Annotated in this window: 25 protein-coding genes and 1 pseudogene; 12 read left to right on the forward strand and 14 right to left on the reverse strand. The window is 37.8% G+C overall.

All coding sequences use genetic code 11. The features are described from left to right. Positions 1-206: 206 nt before the first annotated feature. The 4 genes from purN to fraC form a co-directional block, all read right to left on the reverse strand. Positions 207-854: a phosphoribosylglycinamide formyltransferase gene (gene purN, locus BMF77_RS23850; protein ID WP_148766357.1), complete on the reverse strand. Its 648-nt coding sequence runs from the start codon at positions 852-854 to the stop codon at positions 207-209. A gap of 260 nt (positions 855-1,114) precedes the next feature. Next, the gene (locus BMF77_RS23855) at positions 1,115-1,894 is read right to left on the reverse strand and encodes an ABC transporter permease (RefSeq protein WP_148766359.1); all 780 of its coding nucleotides are present in this window, start codon (positions 1,892-1,894) and stop codon (positions 1,115-1,117) included. Positions 1,895-1,914: 20 nt separating this feature from the next. Then, positions 1,915-2,925 (reverse strand): septal junction protein FraD, encoded by a 1,011-nt coding sequence (gene fraD, locus BMF77_RS23860; RefSeq protein ID WP_148766361.1) that lies wholly within the window; start codon positions 2,923-2,925, stop codon positions 1,915-1,917. 36 nt (positions 2,926-2,961) lie between these two features. Beyond that, on the reverse strand, positions 2,962-3,513 hold the full coding sequence (gene fraC, locus BMF77_RS23865; RefSeq protein WP_148766363.1) for a filament integrity protein FraC: 552 nt from the start codon (positions 3,511-3,513) through the stop codon (positions 2,962-2,964). 275 nt (positions 3,514-3,788) lie between these two features. Between fraC and BMF77_RS23870 the strand changes: the two genes are divergently transcribed. After that, on the forward strand, positions 3,789-4,925 hold the full coding sequence (locus BMF77_RS23870) for a cob(I)yrinic acid a,c-diamide adenosyltransferase (RefSeq protein ID WP_015078379.1): 1,137 nt from the start codon (positions 3,789-3,791) through the stop codon (positions 4,923-4,925). An 89-nt stretch (positions 4,926-5,014) separates the two neighbouring features. On the opposite strand, the gene BMF77_RS23875 is transcribed toward BMF77_RS23870, so the two are convergent. Continuing rightward, entirely contained in the window at positions 5,015-5,125 is a 111-nt protein-coding gene (locus tag BMF77_RS23875) for a DUF4351 domain-containing protein (RefSeq protein ID WP_233466945.1), read from the reverse strand. A gap of 452 nt (positions 5,126-5,577) precedes the next feature. Between BMF77_RS23875 and BMF77_RS23880 the strand changes: the two genes are divergently transcribed. Beyond that, positions 5,578-7,266 carry an IS1634 family transposase gene (locus BMF77_RS23880; protein WP_148763581.1) on the forward strand — a complete coding sequence of 563 codons (1,689 nt, stop codon included), beginning with the start codon at positions 5,578-5,580 and terminating at the stop codon, positions 7,264-7,266. A 333-nt stretch (positions 7,267-7,599) separates the two neighbouring features. Continuing rightward, positions 7,600-7,797: pseudogene (locus BMF77_RS23890) on the forward strand (DUF6444 domain-containing protein); the annotation flags it as partial. A 404-nt stretch (positions 7,798-8,201) separates the two neighbouring features. On the opposite strand, the gene BMF77_RS23895 reads toward BMF77_RS23890, so the two are convergent. Continuing rightward, positions 8,202-9,452 carry a hypothetical protein gene (locus tag BMF77_RS23895; protein WP_148766365.1) on the reverse strand — a complete coding sequence of 417 codons (1,251 nt, stop codon included), beginning with the start codon at positions 9,450-9,452 and terminating at the stop codon, positions 8,202-8,204. Between the two features lie 881 nt (positions 9,453-10,333). On the opposite strand from BMF77_RS23895, the gene fmt reads away from it, so the two are divergent. Then, complete coding sequence (gene fmt / locus BMF77_RS23900; RefSeq protein ID WP_148766367.1) at positions 10,334-11,335, forward strand: methionyl-tRNA formyltransferase; 1,002 nt, start codon at positions 10,334-10,336, stop codon at positions 11,333-11,335. Here the strand turns inward: fmt and BMF77_RS23905 are convergent. Genes BMF77_RS23905 through BMF77_RS23910 form a run of 3 tightly spaced genes read right to left on the reverse strand, consistent with a single transcriptional unit; the run spans position 11,303 to position 12,033 of the window. Beyond that, positions 11,303-11,545, reverse strand: a complete 243-nt coding sequence (locus BMF77_RS23905; RefSeq protein WP_148766369.1) for a hypothetical protein — start codon at positions 11,543-11,545, stop codon at positions 11,303-11,305. The two genes, fmt and BMF77_RS23905, sit on opposite strands and share 33 nt — an antisense overlap. After that, positions 11,532-11,693, reverse strand: a complete 162-nt coding sequence (locus BMF77_RS27065) for a hypothetical protein (protein WP_168204484.1) — start codon at positions 11,691-11,693, stop codon at positions 11,532-11,534. The genes BMF77_RS23905 and BMF77_RS27065 overlap by 14 nt, the downstream gene beginning before the upstream one ends. Next, positions 11,683-12,033, reverse strand: a complete 351-nt coding sequence (locus BMF77_RS23910) for a DUF6464 family protein (RefSeq protein ID WP_015078422.1) — start codon at positions 12,031-12,033, stop codon at positions 11,683-11,685. Before BMF77_RS23910 ends, BMF77_RS27065 begins: the two co-directional genes overlap by 11 nt. A gap of 205 nt (positions 12,034-12,238) precedes the next feature. On the opposite strand from BMF77_RS23910, the gene BMF77_RS23915 reads away from it, so the two are divergent. Next, the gene (locus BMF77_RS23915) at positions 12,239-13,123 is read left to right on the forward strand and encodes an ABC transporter permease (protein ID WP_148766371.1); all 885 of its coding nucleotides are present in this window, start codon (positions 12,239-12,241) and stop codon (positions 13,121-13,123) included. 21 nt (positions 13,124-13,144) lie between these two features. Then, on the forward strand, positions 13,145-13,549 hold the full coding sequence (locus tag BMF77_RS23920) for a hypothetical protein (RefSeq protein WP_148766373.1): 405 nt from the start codon (positions 13,145-13,147) through the stop codon (positions 13,547-13,549). A gap of 178 nt (positions 13,550-13,727) precedes the next feature. Here BMF77_RS23920 and BMF77_RS23925 read toward each other — a convergent pair whose 3' ends face one another. After that, positions 13,728-14,165: a peroxiredoxin gene (locus tag BMF77_RS23925; protein WP_015078425.1), complete on the reverse strand. Its 438-nt coding sequence runs from the start codon at positions 14,163-14,165 to the stop codon at positions 13,728-13,730. Positions 14,166-14,313: 148 nt separating this feature from the next. Here BMF77_RS23925 and BMF77_RS23930 point away from each other — a divergent pair, with 148 nt between their 5' ends. The 5 genes from BMF77_RS23930 to BMF77_RS23955 all read left to right on the forward strand — a co-directional run bounded on the left by BMF77_RS23930 (position 14,314) and on the right by BMF77_RS23955 (position 19,759). Beyond that, entirely contained in the window at positions 14,314-14,718 is a 405-nt protein-coding gene (locus BMF77_RS23930; protein WP_148766375.1) for an Npun_F0494 family protein, read from the forward strand. Positions 14,719-14,922: 204 nt separating this feature from the next. Beyond that, positions 14,923-16,395, forward strand: coding sequence for a cobyric acid synthase CobQ (gene cobQ / locus BMF77_RS23935; protein ID WP_148766377.1), 1,473 nt, complete (start codon positions 14,923-14,925; stop codon positions 16,393-16,395). A 750-nt stretch (positions 16,396-17,145) separates the two neighbouring features. Continuing rightward, positions 17,146-18,126: a pentapeptide repeat-containing protein gene (locus BMF77_RS28305; protein WP_246863018.1), complete on the forward strand. Its 981-nt coding sequence runs from the start codon at positions 17,146-17,148 to the stop codon at positions 18,124-18,126. Positions 18,127-18,246: 120 nt separating this feature from the next. Continuing rightward, positions 18,247-19,296 carry a cobalamin biosynthesis protein CobW gene (cobW, locus tag BMF77_RS23950; protein ID WP_148766379.1) on the forward strand — a complete coding sequence of 350 codons (1,050 nt, stop codon included), beginning with the start codon at positions 18,247-18,249 and terminating at the stop codon, positions 19,294-19,296. A 1-nt stretch (position 19,297) separates the two neighbouring features. Continuing rightward, the gene (locus BMF77_RS23955) at positions 19,298-19,759 is read left to right on the forward strand and encodes an ABA4-like family protein (RefSeq protein WP_148766381.1); all 462 of its coding nucleotides are present in this window, start codon (positions 19,298-19,300) and stop codon (positions 19,757-19,759) included. A 66-nt stretch (positions 19,760-19,825) separates the two neighbouring features. On the opposite strand, the gene BMF77_RS23960 is transcribed toward BMF77_RS23955, so the two are convergent. The 4 genes from BMF77_RS23960 to BMF77_RS23975 all read right to left on the reverse strand — a co-directional run bounded on the left by BMF77_RS23960 (position 19,826) and on the right by BMF77_RS23975 (position 21,196). Continuing rightward, complete coding sequence (locus BMF77_RS23960) at positions 19,826-20,050, reverse strand: hypothetical protein (RefSeq protein WP_015078404.1); 225 nt, start codon at positions 20,048-20,050, stop codon at positions 19,826-19,828. A gap of 63 nt (positions 20,051-20,113) precedes the next feature. Further along, complete coding sequence (locus tag BMF77_RS23965; protein WP_148766383.1) at positions 20,114-20,416, reverse strand: DUF3181 family protein; 303 nt, start codon at positions 20,414-20,416, stop codon at positions 20,114-20,116. Between the two features lie 118 nt (positions 20,417-20,534). Beyond that, the gene (locus tag BMF77_RS23970) at positions 20,535-20,792 is read right to left on the reverse strand and encodes a hypothetical protein (protein ID WP_015078402.1); all 258 of its coding nucleotides are present in this window, start codon (positions 20,790-20,792) and stop codon (positions 20,535-20,537) included. Positions 20,793-20,932: 140 nt separating this feature from the next. After that, a complete protein-coding gene (locus tag BMF77_RS23975; protein WP_148766385.1) occupies positions 20,933-21,196 on the reverse strand; it encodes a hypothetical protein in 264 nt (87 codons plus the stop codon). Between the two features lie 692 nt (positions 21,197-21,888). Between BMF77_RS23975 and BMF77_RS23980 the strand changes: the two genes are divergently transcribed. Further along, positions 21,889-23,289 carry a TldD/PmbA family protein gene (locus BMF77_RS23980; protein ID WP_148766387.1) on the forward strand — a complete coding sequence of 467 codons (1,401 nt, stop codon included), beginning with the start codon at positions 21,889-21,891 and terminating at the stop codon, positions 23,287-23,289. Positions 23,290-23,495: the final 206 nt, after the last annotated feature.

A 23,495-nucleotide genomic window follows, 5' to 3' on the forward strand; every position in this document is an offset into this window, starting at 1 on the left:
TGGCGTTAGCCATAGTATGCCCGCACTACAAGAGTTTGATGATTCAACTTTGTACCTCATAAGAGCGGAAACCGCTGTATTTTACTTCCCTCTTCAGAATCCTACGGGGTACACAGAAGTCTAATCAGGTTGCCTAATAGGGTTTTAATGCCCCCTAAATCCCGCAAACCCAGACAGATAGGACTTGTGTGTACACCGTAGGTTCCCTATTCCCCTTTTAACAAAGAAATTGCCATTGGTAAAATCCGATGCTCTTGGATTTGAATTCTCGCGTGTAGTGTTTCTGATGTATCATCTGGTAAAACGGGAACAGCCGCTTGAATTAAAATCTCGCCACTGTCAACTTCTAAAGAAACAAGATGTACAGTACAGCCAGTAATTTTGACTTTAGCGACTAAAGCCTGTTCTACAGCTTGCACGCCTTTAAAACTCGGTAATAAACTGGGATGAATATTAATCATGCGATTAGGAAAAGCGTCAATTAAAACTTGTGTGACTAATCGCATCCATCCCGCCATAATCACGAATTCTACATTATACTGCTGTAATGTTTGGACAACTTTATGATCAAATTTTTGACGATTTTTGTAGTCCCGATGATTTAACAATACAGACTCTACACCCCAATTTTTAGCCCTAATTGCTGCCTTTGCCCCAGGATTATTGTAAATTAGAACTTGAATTTTGGCGTTAATTTTACCGTCGGCAATAGCTTGGGCAATTACTTCAAAGTTACTACCATTCCCAGAAGCCATAATTCCTAGTTTCAAAGGCTGATTCGAGGAAACTTGGTGATGATAAATATCAGGATAAATGAGACTATCAGTAGTATTTATTGGGGAATCGTAAATCATAGACAATAATTATTTTCACAAAATTTTTTAAAGTCGAGAGTTTCAGATCCCCGACTTCTTAGAGGATGTTTGAAAAGTGGTATTCCGTAATTTTCATCACATTGCTACCCCCCTTAGTCCCCCCTTGTAAAGGGGGGAAACAATAAAAATCCAGTTCCCTCCCCTTTACAAGGGGAGGGTTAGGGTGGGGTAAAAAATATTTGATACATCAACCATAACTTTTCAAACACCCTCTTAGAGAAGTCGGGGATCTTGTTATTTTAAAATTCTCGTCTTAAGAAAATAATAATGGCGATCGCTAACAACATAAAACTATAAAGCAAACCATATCCCGCATTGGTAATTAATGTAATTGTATCAGGTAGTGCTTGCAAACCGTAAACAGCATCATTTTTTAAATCTAATCTAGATAAATCTGGCAAGATCAGATATAAACTTTGGGTAATGCGTTCCATAGCAGGATTCTGACTTAATTTACCTAATGCCACTAAATCTTGAGTAACATTCCCCATTAAATACACTGCAAATGTTAGGGCTGTGGCTATCAGTGAACTGGTAAAAACGCCTAAAGTAATGGCTACGGCAGTAATTAAACATAATTGAAAAAAGATGAATAGCGTAGCCAGAAAAATGCTAGTAACCGGATAGGATACTTGACCAAGTTGTAAGAATCCTAAATAAATTATTGTCATTGCAGTAATGAGGACAGCGATAACTGCTGATAACCCTAAATATTTACTAGCAATAAATTCACTGCGGCTGATGGGTTTGGCAATTAATACTAAAATAGTCCGTTTTTCAATTTCTTTGTTAACTAATCCCGTGCCGATAAATATAGCCACAATTAAACCAATGACGTTCATGGTTGCCAAACCAAAGTCTAAAAAGATTTTATCAAAAGTAGTGACAGTAAATTCGGGAATGGCACGGAAGGCAATACCCAGGATAATGGCATAAAAACCGATGATGTACAGGATGCGATCGCGGATCACCTCCTGAAATACATTCTTAGCCATGACGACAGTTCTCATTACATTCATAGTAATTGCTTGTTTCTTCCTTATTGTTGTGCTGGTGGAGAACCCATGATAAATTTACTTGTGCGATCGCAAGTCAGACGGGCAATGGTGTTTTTATTATCTGTTTGTTTACCAGAGTTAAATGGTTCTATCAAACAAGATTTTTTCCAGTAATATCCTTCAGAGTTGGCGCCAGGTCCCCCCCAAATTGTCAAAATATCTAGTTTATATCCAGATCTAATATTGACTACACGGGGTTCAACTCGCCATAATAGCCTTTCTTGAGATTGACCTAAATTACTATTAATCGTTCTTCTCCCCAAGTTTCCTAGTCGCGGTTTAGCTTCTAGTAACCATTTTTCCACTTCTGACCAAGGTTTATTGGCAATTTGTTGATTAACTAAAGGTTGTAATTTATTTAAAATCAAATCACCAGTTTTCGGCTTTTTGGCTGGTGGTTCTAATCTAATCACAAAAGCACTTTTTTGAAAATTATCTGCTCGTAAACTAGGATATTCTTTTAACCATTTATCTATGACAAAGTAAAACTGAAGCCAACAACTAATTAGCATACACCAAGCTAATAAAACTACAACTTTTTGACGATCTTGTAATTTAGGAAGTTTGGCTTTTGCTAATTTTCCACCTGTACCTTCAAAGAAATTAGGTATGGCTGTAACTATGGCAGCTATTGTTGGCCAAATAACTATCGTATTCGGTGTTAATACACCTTCTTTGTGTCCAAAAGCAAAGATACTCACTAAAAATCCCGTTGTTACTGCCCCCACTGGCATAAAAGTTCCCGGAACTCTTAAAGGATCATCGGTAGTATACCAAGCTGTTCCTGCTAATAAAAATAGCCAACCACAAAAGGCAATAATATCTTTGATATACCCTAGGGCAAAATATGATATTCCCCAAGAAAAAATACTCAAATAAATTAATGTTTGCCACGAGTATGCTTTAGCAGGTGTCAGAAATTTTTGCACTCCTGCAAATAAATCCTGAATATATTTAAATATGCCACGTATTTCCTTCAATAAAAAGTTCATGAGATTACCTCTAATTAATGCAATGATGAATATTGATCATTTTATCGGGAGCGAGCGAATTAGGATAATGAAGGTTATGGCACTGTAACTGAGTGAATTGGCTATTAAGGTTGCAGTTATTAAATTAGTATTTTGCAACTTAGCCATATTCATATAACTGGCTCTTTGCTGTGAAGAAATGATTTCTGTTTCTGTTTCTGTTTTTTTTCCTCCTTCTCCCATAAAAATTATGAGGATCTTCATTAGTAAAAATTTCACTAAAAAAGTCGCTATAAAAATAGTAAATGACAATAAAACTATCATTGTGCCAATGCTAGGATCTTGAAGTTTATTAAAAAATACATAATTAATCAATTCTTTTTTGATAGCGATAGATAATATTGGTTCGACTGTGAAAAACACAATCCAACCAATTACACTCGAAAAAACATTTAAGGCTATAGCATAAAAAATGCTGGTTCTTTTATCAAACTTCAGCCATCTATTCAGAATATAAGCTTCTAGGGGAATGGCAATTAGTAAGAATAAGATCTCAAAAAATATCGCCCCAATGGGCAAAATTATAGGTAGTGATAATTCATCAGACATAATGGTAACAACAAGGAGATTTTAGGAGTTAGTTAGATCCCCGACTTCTTGAAGAAGTCGGGGATCTGGGGATTAGTTGTACAGAGTATAACTGAAAGAATACGGATAATCGGCAATTATCTCATTCTTCTGACATTTATGATCTGAGTGCGCCAAGATATTTAGATTAATTGTATTATACATTCATTAAACTGTAATACGCAGATAAAAAACCGCACATTCTAGACTCTAGTTTCGTTAAGATAAGGAATTGCCACTTTATAGCTTTTCAAAATATGACAAGGAACGGTATCGGTATTCGCACAGCGCAAGTGCGTTCTGAGCGGCTTACGGGTCAAATTCACGTCTATGATGGTATTGGGAAAGGTAAGTCCCAAGCAGCTTTAGGAGTGGTTTTGCGCTCGATTGGTTTGGGCATTAATACACCCAGTGATTCTAGCCGAGTTTTATTGCTGCGGTTTTTGAAGGGTCCAGAACGGGATTATGATGAAGATGGAGCGATAACTGCTTTACAGCGAGGGTTTCCCCATCTTATTGATCAGGTTCGCACAGGAAGAGCCGAGTTTTTTGGCCATGATCAAATTACACCTTTTGATCGAACTGAGGCTGCGCGGGGCTGGGATGTAGCCAAAGGTGCGATCGCTTCCGGGTTGTATTCAGTAGTTGTTTTGGATGAAATTAACCCGGTTTTGGATTTGGGTTTGTTATCGGTGGAGGAAGTGGTAAACACTTTAAAATCTAAACCCCAAGAATTAGAAATCATTACGACTGGACGCGCTGCACCACAAGCATTGTTAGATATTGCGGATTTGCACTCGGAAATGAAACCTCACCACCACCCCACAGCCGCAGAACTCTTTATTGAAGGGATTGAAATTTATACAGGTGCAGGTAAGGGTAAATCTACCAGTGCTTTGGGTAAGGCTTTGCAAGCTATTGGGAGAGGTATCAATCATCCTGGTTCTACCCGTGTATTAATTATGCAGTGGTTGAAGGGTGGTAGTGGTTATACTGAGGATGCAGCTATAGCGGCTTTACAACAGTCTTATCCTGAAGTAGTAGATCATCAACGGTGTGGACGGGATGCCATTGTTTGGCGGAATTCTCGTCAAGATTTAGACTATATAGAAGCGGAGAGGGGTTGGGAAATTGCCAAAATTGCGATCGCTTCTGGTGTGTATAAGACTATTATCCTCGATGAACTCAATCCCACTGTGGATTTAGAATTGTTACCTGTTGATCCCATTGTTCAAGCTTTGTTACGTAAACCCCGTGATACGGAAGTGATTATTACTGGGCGCTGTCAAAATCAACCGGCTTATTTTGATTTGGCTAGTATTCACTCTGAGGTTTATTGTCATAAACACTACGCAAATCAAGGTGTAGAATTGAAACGGGGGGTTGATTTTTAAACCGATAAGATCCCCGACTTCTTAAAGCAGTCGGGGATCTAGTTTTTAGTTTTTGTTTGGGTTGAGAAAAACCAACCCAAAAATCACTATTAATGATGATCTTCTTGATTTAACCAAGTTACTAAATCAGCAATTTCGGAAATATTAAACAACGCCGCACCTAAATTTTCTAGTAAGGATTCAGGTGGGGGTATTGACAAGAGTGATAATGGAGGAGGAAAATCACAGGTATGGAAAAAAACCTGCCCCCAATACTAGACAGTGAAATCTTGAGACAGTTGGCAATAGAGCAACTGGTAGAGATTATCATTGAGCAGGGAACAACTAGTAGTCTGTCAAATTTATTTTGACGGGTTTTTGGTAGTGCGGGCATCTTGCCCGCGTGAGCGAGACGCTCACACTACAGTCCGTCATTTTTGGATTGACAGACTACTAGAGAAGCACTAAAATCCGCAAGTAGTAGAACCCACATTCCGCACCCCAAACTGTCACAGATCAAAAAAGCCCTTAAAGTAGTACATAATAACTAAAGCCAATTCAAAAATTAAGATGCTTAATAAGAATAAGTAGCATTAAAAGGGACGTGGTGTGATAAAGTGAAACTTGGTAACAAAAGAAAAAAATGAATTGATAACCAAATAAGAAATAATTGATGACAACAGAAGTATTAGAGGAAACTGTTGTGAAATTAAAACCTCAAGAAATAGAAATTGAGAACATAGACCATCTAGGGATAGTAGCAGGAATCATAGATTCAATCGGAATAGTAGAAATAATAAATGAATTAATAGGAGTCGAAAAAGACGAAAAAGTAAATGCAGGTCAAGTGGTAAAAGCCATGATAATAAACGGGTTAGGATTTGTCTCCAAACCGTTATATATGTTTCCCCAATATTTTGAAACAATCGCCTGTGAGCATCTAATAGGAACAGGAGTAAAACCAGAATATCTTAACGACGATAAATTGGGGAGAGTCATGGATAAACTGTTTATAAAAGGCTTAGATACAATCTTTTTTCTCATAGCCTTAAAAGCTGCTCAAAAATTTGGAGTATCACTATCAACATCACATCTAGACTCATCATCAATGCACGTGCATGGGCAGTATAACACTAGCTTACCATTCGTAATATTTGAGAGTCAAAAAGTAGGAAATAACCAAGAATTAGAAGAATTAGCAGTAAAATCACCAAAAGAAATAACCATCACCTACGGTTATTCCCGTGACCATAGACCAGATTTAAAACAATTCATCATAGAAATGATATGTTCAGGAGATGGAGACATCCCAATATTTTTAAAACTAGCATCGGGAAATCAAGCAGATTCATCATGTTTTGGTCAAATAGCAGTAGAATATCAAAAACAATTAGAAGTTAATAGTCTCATGGTTGCTGACGCTGCTTTATATACAGAATCAAACCTGAAAATGATGTCAGAATTACGTTGGTTATGTCGAGTACCATTAAGCATAAAAGCAGCAAAAACATTAATATCAACATTAGCAGAATCAGAATTTATTGATAGTACAATACCAGGATATAAATTAGCATCAAAAATCCAAAATTATGCAGGGATAGAACAAAGATGGTTAGTAGTGCAAAGTCAAGAAAGAAAAGAATCAGACCTGCATAAGCTCACACAAAAAATTACCAAAGCAGAATCAAAAGCTGTGCAAGATTTGAAAAAGTTATCACAAGAGAGATTTGCATGTGTTGCAGATGCTATCAAGGCATTATCAAAATTATCAAAACAATTCAAATATCATCAAATTCACGAAAGTACGGTGACTCAAGTAAAATCTAATAAAAAAGATACTTCAGGAGAAATATCCTATCAAATATCAGCTACAGTCTCCCAGGATGAAAGTAAAATTAATACAGAATTGCTGAGTGCGGGACGTTTTATTATTGCGACAAATGTTTTAGATTCACAGGAACTAAGCAATGATTCTATGCTAAGTGAATATAAAGCCCAGCAGTCATGTGAGAGGGGGTTTGGTTTTCTCAAAGACCCATTATTTTTTGCCGACAGTATTTTCCTCAAAAGTCCTGAGAGAATAGAGTCTTTGGGAATGATTATGGGTTTATGTCTACTGGTTTATACTTTGGCTCAACGTCATATTAGAAATGCTCTTTTGGAGTCTAAATCAACAATTAAAAATCAATTAGGCAAAGCAACTAATCGTCCTACTTTACGCTGGATTTTTCAATGCTTTCAGTGTATTCATTTGGTTACACTCAATCAGGAGAAACATATTTCTAATTGGAATAAGGACAGAGATTTTATCTTGAGTCTTTTACCAGATGATTGTTTACGTTACTATCAATTAGTCAGCTAATTATCATCTCTATCAATTTAATTTCTCTTGTAAAGATGAGCTAATCTCTTTGATTTATAGCTCCATTTTACTATGTCTATAATTTCGTTTTTTACTTTAATTGATTAGTCTAACTTATAATTGTTTCTTGAATATCTTCTTTCGCTTATCTATTGACCTCTCCAGGTGGTGTGCATTCTTATTGCTTCTTATTGAGAATAGATTTTGATGACATTTTTGGTGATTTACTGTTTCTCAAATGCCTTTTTTCACTTTATCTGTTTGTTTTGATGCTCCCTTTGATTTTCATCTCCGTAATTTCCCTCTGTAACATTTTGGGGTGCGGAATGTGGGGTAGAACTAGAACAAGAAATAGAGAAACTCAAAATCAGTAGAGATTTAGATAGCACAACATCATCGAAACCACCATCGGGAGACATACTCAAAAAATCAGAGAACAAACAAGAAGAGAAGTCAGAAGAGAGTGAGACTCCAAAACGGAAACCAGGGGGACAACCAGGGCATCCGGGAAAAACGAGAAAGGGGTTTGGTTGAGTAGATAGGTTTGAGATCCTAATGGCAATTTTTGCAAATAACGTCTTTCTTCTCTGATTTTATTAGCAAAAGTTATATATTTAGAAACTTTATATTTTAGATAATTTTCAATTAGTTAGTTAAATATAATTAAAATTTCAACAGCTACAAACGAATAATTTAAGTTAGAAAATATGAGATTTCACTACATATTTACCACTACCAGAATCTATGTTAGGAATAACGCTCAAAGAAACGCGAGTTTATCGGGAAATTAAAGAGGAAGGACGGGAAGAGGGACACAACTAGGAAATGGACTTTTACAAGATTAGGAAAAAACTAAATGTGTAAGGGTAAAGCGCAATGCTAAACCCCTACCTAGAGAATCACACGATTAAGCCATTTTGAGGGCAATTAATCAATTAGCGCGAAGCAACTTGTGGATCTGCCCAAATGCTACCTTTTTCACCAAAAGTCACAGCCTGATCACCTTCTGCCGAGATATCTACAGTTCTGCCATCATTAGCTACTTGTAACAAAGGCCAATTTTCTTCACCTAATTCACCAGCACGGAATAATACATTATTAGGCTGCTTTTTACTCCAACCTAACAAAATAGCTATTTTTTCGTGATCATCTTGTGATTGTACAGGACTAACCACATTGAGATGATCCTGTTGACGATTCCAAATTACAGCCTGATCTGTAGCATCTGCTGTATTAAAAATAGCCACAAACTTACGGGCAAGAAAGCGATCGCCTTTTTCAGACCAGCTAACAGGCACTAATACCCCAATTTTACCATCATTATCCCCTTGTGCTGACAAAATTGCCTGTCTTTTTAACAGGGGATCAATCACCACACTGGTTGATGTCATCACCCGTAACCGCTTAGTTTGTTTATCCTCCACAAACAACACGCTATTAACTCGGCTATTGTGCATTTCCGGTTTTACTTCCATTTGCACCCGACTATAAATCGCATATTTGCCATCAGGAGAAATTACCGGAATACTCCGATAGTAGCGAACACCAGAACCACCTTTAGCACCAATCGCTTCCTGAGTAGCCAGAATCCATTGCCAAGGTATCGGATGGGGACTACCTATAGGGTCAGTCTGTGCCATTTCCGACTCATTTGGCCGTTCACTAACAGGTATTTCTCCATTTTTAGGAGTAACTGTTGATGTTGCTAATTCTTGAGATTGAGAATTCCCACTGACTGGAGAATTTAAATCAGCTTCTTCTTTGGCATCTTTTAATTTTTGAATTAAATTAGCTTGATTAATAGATGTCTTGCTTTGAAGTTGTGCAACATTAACTGATGGTACAGTTTTGCTAACAACATCATCCCCCAGTTGAGAATTTTCTCTTTCTGCCCCTGAAATAACTATATCTTTTGGTAATGACTGTATTCCTTCACCAACAAGTATTTTTCCTGTGTGAGAGTTAACTTGAGCAAATTGTAAATTTAACTGCCTCGTAGCAGCACTTTCTGCCAATTTTATCTGAGATTTGTTATTTTTCGCCCTACTATTTGCTACTTCTGATTGTTTCGCTAAGGTAGCATGAATAGACATTCCCAGGAAGGGTGAAATTACTATAACAATGGCAATGTACTTGAGAAATGGTTTAACACGGAACCATTCCGACACCAAAAGGGGTTTAAGCATGATGAGACTCTCTAGGGGCAGTTGCTAAGTGCGGGCAGTATCTATACAGGAATGGAAAAAAGCTATGACTATATGTTTACCAACAAACCAAAAGCTTCGACAAGATAATTGATTCAAATGTTGTATTGCTTTACAAAAGTTTTAGTATCACCATTTACCCCCTCATAATCTTTACATAATATCCAAAATAACGGGATTAAAGTTAACAGTAAATTACATCTGTTAATAACTGCCGTTATTATTGTTAGCATCAGTAACATCCATATTCAATTTAAGTGGAACATAGATGAATTTTTAATTGACTAAAGCTAGTAGCCAAGATTTAGAGATGCTCTTGCTCTTGAAAACATTCTTAGCTAAAGCCAGTCTAAAATAAGATACCCTGTTTATAGCCGGACAAACAGCGCGGGCTTTACCCAACTAAAACCTATCTATTGCTGGCAACTTGAGATTAACCGCTGCACAATCAACAATAAACAAAAACATTAAATTCATACACCCAACCTACAAACTGAAGTTTAGACTCGTAAATGCTGCGATTAAGCAAATACAGTTTATTTTTAACTTGGGTAATTATTGAATAATTTTGATTTCGTAGAGAAATAACTGACTGCAAAACACAGATAGACACACAAAAATCATCAATAGTAGATGCAAATGGCGATAGTTCAACTAATTACCGCAAGTATTATGATGTATTGAGGCTGTTTTTGCTGAACCAATAGTAAACACTATACCATCAAACTGCGAAAATTCCTTGCCCTTAATCAAAAATTCTCAACATAATTCTATTAATATTCAGATGTCGCAGTTGTCAGTGATGAGGAACACACTTACCATTGATTAATGACTCATGACTCGTAATTAATAATTAATAAGTAATGAAAATAGTATTTTTTGGCACTCCTGACTTTGCAGTTCCCACTTTGGAAAAACTCTTAGAAAACAAGAATTTTCAGGTGATGTCCGTAGTCACTCAACCGGATAAACGTCGAGAACGAGGGAATAAACTGACACCTTCACCAGTGAAAGCCTTTGCTACAGATCATCATATTCCAGTATGGCAACCGGAAAGAGTTAAAAAAGATGTTGAAACCTTAACACAACTCAAGCAGATAGAAGCAGATATATTTGTGGTTATTGCTTATGGGCAAATTTTGTCTAAGAAGATATTAGATATGCCTAAGCTAGGTTGTATTAACGTACATGGTTCAATTTTACCTCAGTATCGAGGGGCTGCGCCAATTCAGTGGAGTATATATAACGGAGAAAAAGAAACGGGGATTACAACTATGCTCATGGATAAGGGCATGGATACAGGGGATATGCTTCTAAAAGCGACTATACCAATTCAATTGCTAGATAATGCTCAGGTTTTAGCCGAAAAGTTGGCTATTACTGGTGCAGATTTACTCATAGAAACCTTATACAAACTAGAACGTCAAGAAGTGACACCGATTCCCCAAGATCATACCGCAGCTACTTACGCATCTTTGATTCAGAAGCCAGATTATAACTTGGACTGGGGACAAAGTGCCATCCAATTACATAATCAAATTCGCGGATTTTATCCTAACTGTACAGCAACTTTTCGCAACCAAGCATTGAAAATTACTGCTACTGTCCCCCTAGATCCTGCGTATATTCACGAGTTACCAGAGCCATTACTAGAAAAAATTCATAAAATACCCAATTTGTCAACCATATCAGGACAGCCTGGAGAGGTAGTTAATATTACTAAAGGACTAGGAGCAATTGTCCAAACAGGGGTAGGTTTATTGCTATTGCGAGAAGTACAGCTAACGGGTAAACGTCCCCAGTCAGGATGGGATTTTGTCAATGGGACTCGGTTAACTGTCGGTGAGGTAATGGGTAATGGGTAATTGGTAATAGGTAATAGGTAATAGGTAATAGGTAATAGGTAATAGGTAATAGGTAATAGGTAATAGGTAATAGGTAATAGGTAATAGGTAATAGGTAATAGGTAATAGGTAATAGGTAATAGGTAATAGGTAATAGGTAATAGGTAATAGGTAATAGGTAATAGGTAATAGGTAATAGGTAATAGGTAATAGGTAATTAACAACGAACAACTAACAACTGACAACTGACAACGAACAACTGACAACTGACAACTGACAACTGTACGGGCGAAGCATTTGGAGAACTATTTTTGGCAATGACCGATAATTTATCTTCCAAATGCTTCGCCCCTACTGACAACTGACAACTAACTTTCATAGAACCGGCAAGATTTACAAGGTCCTTCTGGATTAACTGCACAACGCATAATTTCTGAAAGAGCATTATAGTTACAGGTAGCATCACCTATAACCCAACGTCCTTCTACTAAACTTTTCTGTTCTGGTCTTTGGGCTTTTTGTACGTAAATAGCGATATTGTGTAAACTATAGCGTCCTCCTTTAAGCTGATATCTATGGCAACGCTCTAAAACTACGTAGGTTTTTTCGGCAAAATCAAGATAATTTCCGGGTTGGGGTGTCCAATCAAGTTGTAATTTACCAAGAGACTGACGCGGATGTGTCAAAATTACCTCTGTCGGTAAGGAATTTAGCTCCATGATCAGTTTATATTATGTGATTTATGTATAGAGTATAGTATCGCAGTATTTTGGCTTCGACAGTAACAGCATCAAAATGGCAATTTCTCTACTTTGATCTTGTTGGGGATTCGTTGTAATATAGGGTTAAGAATTATAAATATTTTTTGTTAACTAACAAGTTGCAGGAATGTTTATAATTGATGCCTTTTAATTTTAACATTCTATGAGTAATGATAAAGTAGCTGTGAATTGGCAACAATTAATCTCATCTCCTGTAGTTGCTGATACAACCTCCAATTTTTTCGCAGAAATTGTTCAAGAAACTTTTGCTTTAACTCGTCGTCTGTTTATTCAACTCCAACGCCGTCCCTCTAGCCTGATAGCCGGGATTATTCAGCCTGTCATGTGGTTAGTTTTATTTGGGGCATTATTCCAAAATGCACCCACAGGCTTATTTGGTAGTACGACAAATTACGGACAATTTCTAGCAGCAGGTGTCATAGTATTTACTGCTTTTGCTGGGGCTTTGAATGCCGGTTTACCTGTAATGTTCGATAGGGAATTTGGCTTTTTAAATCGGTTGCTGGTTGCACCTCTAGCCTCGCGCTTTTCAATTGTTTTTGCTTCTGCTATTTTTATTATTAGCCAAAGTTTACTACAAGCAGCGGTAATTGTGGCAGCAGCGGCATTTTTAGGGGCTGGCTTACCTGATTTTACAGGATTATGTGCGATCGCTCTCATTGTCTTTCTACTGGCTTTGGGTGTCACCGCTATTTCCTTGGGTTTAGCCTTTGCATTACCCGGACACATTGAACTTATCGCCGTAATTTTTGTCACTAACCTACCATTATTATTTGCCAGCACAGCCTTAGCGCCTTTATCCTTTATGCCCGGTTGGTTACAGGTTATTGCTACCATCAACCCTCTCAGTTATGCGATTGAACCGATTCGCTATTTATATCTACACAGCAGTTGGGGATTAAATGATATAGTAATGCACGCCTTTTGGGGTGATGTTACCTTTGGGGGAGCGTTATTAGTGTTACTAGGTTTTGCATTAGTGGCTTTACTGAGTATTCAACCCCAACTACGCCGGAGTCTTGCTTAAAAATATATAAGGAGAAATTTCATGAAAAGACCATTTTTACCAGTTCACAAAATTATTGTTGCCACTATCGCCGGGATTAGCTTTGCTTCTATGCTAGTAGTAGAACCCACCTTAGCTGATACTAATCAACCCTTTGGTAGTTTAGAAAGTGATACATTAGGTCAGCAAGGCTATCGCAGTAGTAATCCTTTATCTGGCAATGGATCAGATTTCAATATGATGAACATGATTCATCAAGCACAAATGGGAACTATTCAATGGAATGCTGATGAACAAAATCAACAGTTAGACTTGGCAGCAGCCGCATTCAGGACTGCACAACAAAAACTTCTTCAGCCTCAACTACAACAAAATCCAGGCACGTCTGCCATTATCCCTGGACAAAATCTACTTCCCTTACAGATTTTACCATCATCAGGTAAATAACACTTAAATGGGAAATAATGGGCGCAGACCCTGCGCCTCTACGGAGTTATACTAAACACGGGTGAGATTTAAACTTTTGCCAAATGACAAAGAACCCAGATGTGTAGGGGTTTAGAATCAGTGCTAAACCCCTAGGTTTAGAATCAAACAATCAAGCCGTTTTGAGTATACTTAATGATCAAAGTCCCAGTTTTGCTAAAACATCACTAGCTTGAGTAGTAGTGTTAACAGCAGCATCAACATCAATGATTTTGCCATTACCATCAATGATGTAGGTAACACGCTTGGCATAACCACCACCATCAACATCATAAGCTGTAATGATGCTTTTCTGGGTATCAGCTAATAAAGGGAAATTCAGATTATATTTATTGGTGAATGCTTGATGAGAAACTTCATCATCAGCACTTACTCCCAAGACAACTACATCTTTGTCTTTGTATTCAGCTTGAGAATCACGGAAACTACAAGCTTGTTTGGTGCAGCCTGGTGTGTCATCTTTGGGGTAAAAGTAGAGAACTACTGTTTTACCAGCAAAATCAGATAATGAAATTGTATTGCCGTTAGTGTCTTTGGCGGTAAATGCAGGTGCGTCTGTACCAACTGATAGAGGCATAATTCACCTTGTCCTGTTTAAAAATCTTTATGCAATCAAGATTTTACAATAATTTACAATATTTAAATAACTTGCTTACGGAATATTCTGCCAAAGAGGTATTTATTTTCAAAGCATTGACAAAAAGCACAACTTAGAGTAATGAAAAATGTCTACTGTGGATTCCCCAAACCTTAAACCCTTAGTTTACACTAGTAAAGCCCTAGAAAGAGCCGAGCGATCGCTAATCTGTTCGCCCTTCAACCTCAATTTGTTTATAGCCATGACTAGCCAAAGTATCCAACTAGGTGCTATAGCAATGGAGAAAGGAAATCAGCAAAGTTACACCAAGCAACCCTTATCAGAATTGACCTGTGAAAACGCTTTAGCCTGGTTAATTGATGTGGGAGTATTGCGGCGAGAAGTTGATGGACAGGGCATTACAGACAGTTTTCGCCTAACTCCCTTGGGTCATCAATTGATTGTCAAGTTAAAAGATCAGAAATTTCGTCATCCTTCCCTGAGCGATCGCTACAATGATTTTATGACTCGTTGGTTACGTTTACCCTTTTGAAATACACCTCGTTTGACCTCGTTCCTAGCCTCCGGCTAGGAATGCCAATGCTGAGGCTCTGCCTCATGTCACTAGCGGCAGAGCCGCCATCTACATTCCCAGTCTGAGACTGGGAACGAGATAACGAGATATGCAAGTTTAAAAAAATAACAGCTTATTTACAGATGCACTACTTAATATCAACATACTAAAATATAATTAAAAATGAAAGCAATCATGGTAGTGGGAACAACATCCCACGCAGGGAAATCACTGATAACCACAGCTATTTGTCGGATTCTTTCCCGGCGCGGGTTGCGAGTATCCCCCTTTAAAGGTCAAAATATGGCTTTAAACGCCTATGTTACCGCCAGTGGCGGGGAAATAGGCTATGCTCAAGCAGTGCAAGCTTGGGCGGCGGGAGTAGTACCCTTGGTAGAAATGAATCCAATTTTACTTAAACCCCAGGGGGATATGACATCCCAAATCATTCTTAAAGGTAAAGCTATCGGGAAAGTTAGCGCCACAGATTACTACGAACAATATTTTGAACTCGGTTGGCAGACCATCAAAGAATGTTTACAATACCTATCTACGGAATTTGAAGCCCTAGTTTGTGAAGGTGCTGGTAGTCCCGCCGAAATTAATCTTAAACACCGGGATTTAACTAATATGCGGGTTGCTAAACATTTAAATGCACCTACTTTATTAGTCGTTGATATTGATAGAGGTGGAGCATTTGCTCATGTCGTCGGCACATTAGAACTATTAGATCCAGACGAACGCGCCTTAATTAAAGGAGTCGTCATTAATAAATTTCGAGGACAGCGCTCAATTCTCGAACCCGGAATTAAATGGTTAGAAGAACGGACAGGTATACCTGTGGTTGGTGTTATTCCCTATTTAGAACAAGTTTTCCCAGCGGAAGACTCCCTAGATTTACTAGAACGCAAACCAGCAAAAGCTAACTCTGAACTAAACATTGCGGTGATTCGTTTACCAAGAATTGCCAATTTCACCGATTTTGATCCCTTGGAATCAGAACCATCAGTAACGGTAAAATACTTGCATCCTAAGCAAGAGTTAGGACATCCAGATGCAGTAATTATCCCAGGGACAAAAACCACAATTGCTGATTTAATTACCTTGCAAAAAAGCGGCATGGCAGAAGCAATTCAAAACTATGCGGCTTCTGGTGGCACGGTTTTAGGCATTTGTGGCGGTTTTCAAATGTTGGGGCAGTCTATAGCTGATCCAGAAGGAATGGAAGGACAATCTGGTAAATATCAAGGGTTAAATTTATTACCTATAAAGACAGTAATTACAGGACAAAAAGTCGCCCGTCAGCGTCAAGTTACTTCCAATTATCCCCAAGCGGGTTTACCTGTGACGGGGTTTGAAATTCACCAAGGGCGCTCGCGCATAGAAAACCCAGCAGATCAAAAATCCTGTCAACCCTTATTTGATGATGCTAATTTAGGGTTAGTAGATAGTTGTCAATCGGTTTGGGGAACTTATTTACATGGAATTTTTGATAATGGACCTTGGCGACGGGCTTGGGTAAATCGTCTCCGGCAACAACGGGGTTTGAAATCTTTACCCACAGGTGTGGCTAACTACAAAGAACAGCGAGAGCAAATGTTAGATTCTTTAGCTACTCAAATTGAAGAGCATTTAGACTTAACACAGTTTATATAGATTAAAATGTTTGTTAGTTCATCTGATTTGAGTTGAATCAATAAAAAGTTAAATAACCCCCATTTTATTGTTATAAATGGGGATTTAATTTTTGATTCGTACTTAATTTTGGCAAGGGGAGATTTAATTTTTCAATTGCATATATGTCACATATGTGATTCAAAATATGTGTTACAAAAAGATTATTTATAACTGAAAGATCACGGTTGTGTTTATAAATAACACATCTTACCATCTTATACATAAGTAGGGCTTGCTGAATAAACCGAAAACCTAGATAGATTAAGAGTTTCCCGGTTAAAAAAGTGAATTAGGTGCAAGGAATAAGGATTGAAACCATTAAAAACCTATCACTTTCTGAAATTTGAGACTATTCTTCTCTCCTTCTAATTCTTCCTCCTGACTCGGTGACTCCTAGCCCTCACGAAAAGACTTTTTCAGCAAGCCCTAAGTAGAAATCTTTTGATCTAAGTTAAAATTTTGGTTAAACGTTCACTTTCAAAAATTTGATGAATACTAATAGCGATCGCTAAGTAGGTCGGCGTTAAAAAATCAATCTATGTAACGAAATATAAATTAACGAATACCTTATAAATAGGGTGTTTCACGGTTTTTACAAAACTAAACATATATCGATTTTATTGGGCCGACTTACTTAGTTAACCCCAAATGCGATCGCTATTTTGATTAAACTTAATGAAATTAGGTTAAAATCCGAATATTGGCAATTTTAGGTATAAAAACTAGATTATGGCAAATCCAGAGCATTTAGCAATACTGAAGCAAGGGGTAGAAGTTTGGAATAATTGGAGACTAAAAACAAACCTATTAATACCTAACCTGATTAGATCTGACCTGAGCGGGGCTAACCTGATTGGAGCTAACCTGATTGGAGCTAACCTGAGTGAGGCTAACCTGAGTGAGGCTAACCTGACTAGGGCTAACCTGATTGGGGCTGACCTGATTGGGACTAACTTGAGAAGGGCTAACCTGATTGGGACTAACTTGAGAAGGGCTAACCTGATTTTTGCTAACCTGAGAGGGGCTGACCTGAGATGGGCTGACCTGAATGGAGCTAATTTATTTCTATCTCAAGTAATAGGTACAAATTTTCACAATGCAACTTTAACAGGTGCTTATATAAAAGATTGGCTACTTAACAGTTCAACAAACCTAGATGGAGTAATGTGTGAATATGTATATCTTGATGATAAAAAACCAGAACGGCGACCCATAAATGGTAACTTTGCACCTGGAGAATTTGCCAATTTATATAAAAAGATTATAGAAAATATAGACTTAATTTTAAGCAAAACTCCCCAAAATGATAATAATATTAATAATCAAGGCATTCAATTTTATTCAAACTCAACAATTCACACTTGGGAAAGACTACGCTTTCGCTCAAAAACAGAAATCAAAATTGCTGAAGCATTAGACAGAACTGAAGTTTTATTTGTACCCAACTCTTTAGCAAGACTCACCACACCCAAAGGTAGAGAAAATAAAGAAGCTGACTTCCTCATTTGTTATAAAGGTAAATGGGGAGTTTTAGAAGTTGATGGACCATATCACACCGCAGAACGCAGAGTTGAAGAACAAGAAAGAGAACGCATTTTCAAGATAAATGGTATCAAAGTTGTAGAAAGATTTGATGCTGAAAGATGTTATAACAATCCTGATGAAGTAGTGCAGGAATTTTTCAAAATGATAGAAATTGGATATTCTTAAAACTTCCTTCCTTCTTCCTTTCTTCCTTCGTGTACTTCGTCCCTTCGTGGTTCATTTACTCTATATTCTTCCATCACAACAGAAATAGTGTAAAATTGAATTCAAAACCACATACAAAACATGGCTACAAAAATCCCCGTTACCGTGATCACAGGCTTCTTAGGAAGCGGTAAAACCAGCATTATCCGTCACTTACTTCAAAACAACCAAGGACGACGGATAGCAGTATTAGTCAACGAATTTGGCGAACTGGGGATAGATGGAGAATTATTGAAATCTTGTCAAATTTGCCCCGAAGATGAAACAGCATCAAATCCAGAAACTAACATATTTGAACTGACAAACGGCTGTTTATGCTGCACCGTGCAAGAAGAATTTTACCCAACAATGCGGGAATTAATTAAACGCCGAGATAGCATTGATTGTATTATCATTGAAACCTCTGGTTTAGCATTACCAAAACCCTTAATTAAAGCCTTTCGTTGGCAAGAAATCCGCAATGCTGCTACAGTAGATGCAGTAATTACAGTGGTAGATTGTGCCGCAGTTGCAGCGGGAACATTTGCTAGTGATTTAGATGCTATAGCAGCCCAACGCCAAGAAGATGATAGTCTAGAACATGAAACACCATTACAAGAATTGTTTGAAGATCAACTTGCTTGTGCTGATTTAGTAATTTTGAATAAAACTGATTTAGTTGATAGTGAAACCCAAGCACAAGTTCTAGAATTAGTCAAGCATGAATTACCTAGAGTTGTGAAAATTGTCTCTAGTGATTATGGTAAATTAGACCCATCTATCTTATTAGGATTTGCAGCCGCAGTTGAAGATAATTTAGATTCACGTCCTAGTCACCACGACACAGAAGAAGACCATGATCATGATGATGAAATTAACTCAACTCACGTGATTTTAAACCGCACTTTTGACCCCGAAAAGCTACAAGCAACCTTAGAAAAACTAGCACAGGAACAAGAAATTTATCGAATTAAAGGTTTTGTGGCTGTTGAGAATAAACTCATGCGGTTAGTTATGCAAGGTGTAGGTAATAGATTTGATAAATTTTATGATCGTCCTTGGAAACCAGAAGAAGCAAAACAAACCAGTTTAGTTTTTATCGGTCGTAATTTACAATCTTCAACAATAGAATCTCAATTAGTAGCTTTGTAATATGAATATCACAGATTTATTTAACGTTGCCAATTTGTTTGTTTTGCCTTTTTGGGCTTTGATGATTCTGTTACCAAATTGGAAAATTACCCGCAAGGTAATGGAATCTTATCTACCTTTTGTGGTTTTAGCAGGTGCTTATTTGTATTTATTTGTCACTAGCATTACTCCAGAAAATGCTGCTGCTTTATCAAATCCTCAATTAGCAGATATAGCCAGGTTTTTTAGTAATGAAACTGCTGCTGCTACAGGTTGGATTCACTTTTTGGTAATGGATTTATTTGTCGGCAGATGGATTTATTGGGAAGGACAAAAAACCGGAATTTGGACAATTCATTCTCTAGCTTTGTGTTTATTTGCGGGTCCTTTAGGTGTCCTTTCTCATATTTTCACCTATTGGATTACAAAAGCCTTTTCTAAAGGTTCTGAATCTGTGATAGTCACACAAAAAGCAGAAGTTTAGGAATTTAGATCCCCGACTTCTTGGAGAAGTCGGGGATCTGTTTTTGTTCATCCTACGTAATTAAAATTAAGCTGCTACAGCTTCTCTTTCTCTGAATTTGGCATCTAACCAACAGCGGGGCAATTTTTCCCCGGAAGGAAATACTAATTCTTCCTTTTGATAAATGTCCGTTTCCTGTTCTTCTTGTCCTTCTTGGTCTTGGGCATGGACAATCTTACTAGTGGGGTCTAATAGTTCTTGAACATCAACTATTTTCACTAAATCGCGGCTATCTTTGATTTGTAAAAACATCTTGATCAACCTCCATTATTTCAATGTGTAAACTTGCCAATGGGAAGAAAATGAAGACTAGATTTACCGTTGATATTTTTCAACAATATCTACTAAAGTAACTTGACATTGCAAGGGTAATAAATCAATTAAAGATAGTTCCCTTCTACCACCACCAACTTTGACAGTAATAGATTCTAAAACAGTAATTACCTTATCTTCATTAACGCTTTTAGAAGTAATTAAAGGATACAATTTTTCAGCCACAACATTATGCAGTTTGGCATCAGATAGATATAGATGCCATTTGGCAATATCTATATAAACACTTTCACCAATTTCTGCGGCTAGGGTTTCTAGTAATTCTGTGGTATTAGTTTTAGCCATAAATATAACCTCTTTGTTAGTAACATCGGGATATCTTAGCTTATTTCATATTATTACTCAATTAGCTAGACTTGATCTACTACCACAGGTGAGAATTCCCTAGCTTGATTTTCTTTCTTTAGGTAGATTTCGGTGGTGTGGGGTCGTAATTAGCGATCGCACCAATGTAAATTAGATGCAGCAGCAATACTCCTACCCAACCAATTGTTACTCCAGGTAGCCATTCCCAGGCAGTAGTTTTCAAAATGTGGAAAAACCACAACCCAGAAGTGACAGTTGCACAAATACCGACATGAACAGCGAAATTCATGCGATCATCTAGTTTACGGAAATCTGGATCTTTACGATCTGGTTTGCGAGGCCAACGGGGAGGCATAAATATAAATGTTTGTAACAGCAGTTAACGCACCTTATCCATTGTAAGGTGTTTGCGGCTGACTTGCTCAGATACGCAAATAATTTCACCCATCTGGGGATGAGATAATATTGATGGTGTTCCCCAGATGGTAATATAGGCTATGAAGTCTGCACTGTTGACTCTGTATAGCAACTATCACCAAATTCGCTACCTCTGGCACTAGGTACTAAAGTCCAACCTGCTTTAAAGAGTTTTTGATAAGTTGCCCAACCTTTAGAACCACGAGGGACGCGATAATCTGGAACTGAAAATTGCGGAAAAGCTGTGTAAGGCCGCCAAGGTTGTCCAGGTGCAGTTTGCAAGTACAAAATCTTTTGATCATCGCCGTTAGACTTAGATAACCAGCACATTTGTCGAACCATAGTGAACTCCTTGATTGTTTAGTTGAAATATCACAAGGACGCTAACTGCGGATATTTAGGATGGTGGGAAGTGACTGCAAAGGTGTTTTTTATTCCCAATCTAAAATCCCAAATTGGTATGACAGGTTTTTGTGATGTCATCCGCAATTGTGATAAAGTTATTTTGTCCCTATGTTTAAGGCTGTAAAAATTATTTTTGTCAGATAAATTATTGAGGAAGGCAAACTCCTGTGGGCTGCTGTTTATGAAAATAGAAAGATGAACAAGAACAATGGTTTTTTGGTTCTTGATGTTTTTTTACTGTGTGAATATTTTTCTCATGTTATCCACGGTTGCAAGAATTGGATGTATCCATAGTTACGATTTTGCAAAAATTATTAAAAATTTATTGGCAAGGGAATTTATAAGTTAGGAGGTAAAATAAGTATTACAGCAGATTTCGCTCTAATGAGGTACAAACTTGAATTATGAAACTCTTGTAGTGCGGGCATCTTGCCCGCTGAATATGTACCTCATAACACCGGAAAGTGCTGTAAAAGATTTTAACTTCTTTCAAAATGATCAAGTAAGCTGTTATGATTTAAGATGGTTCTATGTTGGTTTTTCTATTCATATAGATAAGTAAAGATTATGATAACTCCAAAATATGCTTTTCAATAAGAAAATAAATGTAATTTATAGCGATTTATAAAATGAAAACTAAACTTACTGACGTTCAAAATCTCCTCTCAGATTTAATTTCTCGTTATTCTTCCCGTGTGGATTATTTGATGATTCGCTTGGAAGAAGCCGAGGGAACAGATATTGTCTTGCGGGGTGATAAAGTGGAAACTCTCAGCGAGGGGATTTCCATTGGTGGTCATGTTCGCACTTGTTATAAAGGTGGTTGGGGATTAAGTAGTTTTAATAAATTAACAACCATTGAAGACCGCATAGAAGAAGCCATTGCCGCAGCCCGGATAGTGGGTGATGAAGAGACTATACTTGCAGCCATTGATCCCGTACAGGCTGTATGTAGATTGCCTTTGTTGGGTACTCACCCCCGCCAGGTTTCGCTGAAGCAGAAAAAACAATTATGCGATCGCTATACTGACCTCCTGAAAACAGTTGATCACCGAATTACTACTACCTCAGTTCATTACAGTGACAGCACCCAAAGAGTCATTATTGTCACCTCTGAAGGAACTTTCATTGATCAATCTTGGGTAGATATGGAAATGCGCTTTGCAGCCACAGCCAGGAATGGGGACACTGTGCAAACTGGTAGAGAAACCACTGGTTCTCGCAAAGCCTACGAAGACTTAACTAATTTAGACAAACAAGTTAAAGGTGCAGCAGAAAGGGCAGTTACGTCCTTATCTTTACCTTCTGTCAAGGGCAATACTTACACCGTAGTTATTGATCCCATTCTCAGCGGTTTGTTTGTGCATGAAGCCTTTGGACATCTTTCTGAAGCAGATATGGCTTATGAAAACCCTGATATTCTGGAAGTCATGACTCTAGGACGACGTTTTGGCCCCAAAGAATTGCAAATATTTGATGGTGCTGCACCCCAAGGACATCGCGGTAGTTATTTTTACGATGATGAAGGTACACCTGCGACAACTACCCAGTTAATTGAAGATGGTGTATTAGTTGGGAGACTGCATTCCCGTGAAACTGCTGGTAAATTGGATGAGAAACCCACAGGAAACGCCCGTTGTCTTAATTATCACTATTCCCCCATTGTGAGAATGACAAATACCTGGATTGAACGGGGTAAAACTCCCGTCGCAGATTTATTTACGGGGATTAAAGAAGGTGTTTTTGCCCAAAATTGGTTAGGGGGAATGACGAACGGGGAAATGTTCACTTTCAGTGCTGGGGAAGCCTGGATGATTAGAAATGGCAAAATTGCTGAACCTGTGAAAGATGTCACCCTTTCCGGTAATGTTTTCCAAACCCTCGCAGATATCGAAGCCATTGGTGATGATTTTTACTGGGATGAATCCGGGGGTTGTGGTAAAGGTGGACAAAATGGTTTACCTGTCGGTTGCGGTGGTCCCAGTTTACGAATTCGGGATGTGGTGGTGGGAGGGGAAAGTGGAGAATAGTTCTTCCTTGTCAAGATTCAGTCTAACATATTTTTTGGTGCAAGTCAATAGCTTCAACCCATAAAACGCGAAAAATTATCATTCATTTTAGATTCCCGACTTCTCCAAGCAGTCGGGGATTTTATTTTTGGGGACTTATGGGAGATATTGAGGAAGAAAGAATTAAATTGAGGACATTTAACGATGGAGAATTTAATCTCTGATTT

Source organism: Dolichospermum sp. UHCC 0315A (assembly GCF_008121535.1).
GTDB classification, from domain to species: domain Bacteria; phylum Cyanobacteriota; class Cyanobacteriia; order Cyanobacteriales; family Nostocaceae; genus Dolichospermum; species Dolichospermum lemmermannii.